This is a genomic window from Moorena sp. SIO4E2 (assembly GCF_010671945.1).
Taxonomy (GTDB): domain Bacteria; phylum Cyanobacteriota; class Cyanobacteriia; order Cyanobacteriales; family Coleofasciculaceae; genus Moorena; species Moorena producens.
Map to the genome: position 1 here is coordinate 1 of NZ_JAAHIE010001026.1, position 1,903 is coordinate 1,903.

Annotated in this window: 4 protein-coding genes; 1 reads left to right on the plus strand and 3 read right to left on the minus strand. The window is 46.0% G+C overall.

The window, feature by feature from the left end:
- The 3 genes from F6K37_RS40190 to F6K37_RS40200 all read right to left on the minus strand — a co-directional run.
- The coding region (locus F6K37_RS40190; RefSeq protein ID WP_287256869.1) for an ATP-binding cassette domain-containing protein at positions 1-208 on the minus strand (208 nt) is incomplete at its 3' end.
- Positions 209-297: 89 nt separating this feature from the next.
- Positions 298-429, minus strand: coding sequence for a hypothetical protein (locus F6K37_RS40195; RefSeq protein ID WP_287256871.1), 132 nt, complete (start codon positions 427-429; stop codon positions 298-300).
- A 73-nt stretch (positions 430-502) separates the two neighbouring features.
- The gene (locus F6K37_RS40200) at positions 503-1,321 is read right to left on the minus strand and encodes a class I SAM-dependent methyltransferase (RefSeq protein WP_287256873.1); all 819 of its coding nucleotides are present in this window, start codon (positions 1,319-1,321) and stop codon (positions 503-505) included.
- Between the two features lie 320 nt (positions 1,322-1,641).
- On the opposite strand from F6K37_RS40200, the gene F6K37_RS40205 reads away from it, so the two are divergent.
- Positions 1,642-1,903 (plus strand): aminotransferase class III-fold pyridoxal phosphate-dependent enzyme (locus tag F6K37_RS40205; RefSeq protein ID WP_287256875.1); only part of this gene is annotated, 262 nt, incomplete at its 3' end.

The following is a 1,903-nucleotide window of genomic DNA, read 5'->3' on the forward strand; positions in this document are numbered from 1 at the left end:
GTAGTACTGAAATGCCAGATACCTCAATTTTTCCAGCGTCCGGTGCCGTGAGAGTGCATAGGCAACGAATGGTGGTGGTTTTACCGGCACCATTAGGACCGAGTAAGCCAAAAATTTGACCCGGTTCAACTTGTAAGGAGATGTCTTTGACGGCGTGGACATCTCCATAGCGTTTTTGGAGGTTCTGGATTAATACAGCAGCAGCCATAAGCTTTCCCTATGCCGGTCAGGGATACACAAATCTCAACACTTGTTATTGTAGCCCCTTGCCCTGGTTAGGGGTAAGATGTATTGTTTTTAACCAAAACTGCTGAGGAGTGATTGGGTGTATAGCCCAGTCTCTGGATGCGATCGCGTAGCGGCTCGTACCGAGCATCGCAAAGCGTGACCATTCGCGTAGCGTGGCCAAAAGGCCAAGGTCAATCGCATCCACTCAAGCTACACTTAATATACACTCAATATACACTCAATATATGGCGTAGCTGTCTTAACTTGTTACGGATTAGTGATCGCTAACCTTTTCACACAGACAAAAGCACCAGCCTAACTCACCAGCGGCAATTGCCTCCTGGGTTTTCTTAAAGGCAGCGCTCAAATCTGGATAGCCCTCCCGAGCCAGCTCAGACACCAGTTCGTAACTCTTGTTCAGGTGTGCGCTCAAGTCCTTTACCTGCAAAACGTTAAATCCGATCTCAGTGAGTTTTTCTGCATAGACTTCGGGGCTAAATGTCGGCTCAAACAGCAGTCGGTTGTAAACGTGCTTGCGGGCTGCCTCACTAACTTCCTCAATTGGTGTTACCAAGTCATCAAACAGGAAGATTCCTCCTACCCCTAGGACACGGTGAACCTCCGCCAGAGCTTTATCAAGCTCGTGGATGTGGTAAAGAGCGCCTTGACTCCAGGCATGGGTAAAGGAGCCATCTGGAAAAGGTAGGTTAAGGGCTGATTCCTTTTGGAAGCTCACCCGCAAAGAGGGGAAATTACTAGCCTTAGCTCGAGCATTCTCGATATAACTGCTACTAATATCGATTCCTACTACCTCACATCCCGTTTGCTGAGCCAGCCAAACGGCAGCGTTGCCATTTCCACAAGCAACTTCTAGTACCCGGGAGTCGGCAGTAATACCGCTCTGTTCCAGCATATATTCATCCCAGCGCTTGCAGGCTGGCACAAAGTCCTCAGGCCGAGCCTTGGCTAAGTTTTCGAAATAACCCCAGTGGAGACTGCCTTCTGGATCCCAGAAACTGCGGAAACGTTGGTCTCGTTCGCGATCATCAAACAATGCCTCGGTCTGAGCTTCAGTAAATTTACTTTTTTGCATAGTTAATCCCAGTTAATTCCACGCTTTTGTTGGTTTCTGATACTGAACAAAAAAATTTAGACTATAGCAATCCTATTTTAATTGTTCAACTGGCTCTTTGTTCAGGGGATACCAGTTGTTGTGCCTTATAAGATTTTTAAGGATAATTTTGGTTTTCACAAATGACTTAGGATTGCTATAATCACCCTAAATAGTATATAGTTTTCTAGGTTCCGGTGTTCGTAAAGTAAAGTGAAGAAAATGGAATCGCTTCGCGTTTGGTACACCACACACAATTGTCTCACCTACTTGAAAATACTAACAATAGGCAGGTTTAGCATATGAACATTTTCAGCAAGATTGAGTCAGAAGTCCGAAGCTACTGTCGATTGTTTCCAACAGTTTTTACCAAGGCAGTGGGAGATACCTTGATAGATGAGAGTGGGCGTACTTATATAGATTTCTTGGCAGGTGCTGGTGCCCTCAACTACGGACATAATAACCCCAAGCTCAAAAAGCGTCTCCTCGAATACATTGAGTCAGATGCCATCACCCACAGCCTCGATATGTTTACCTCTGCCAAGCAGCAGTTTCTCGAACGTT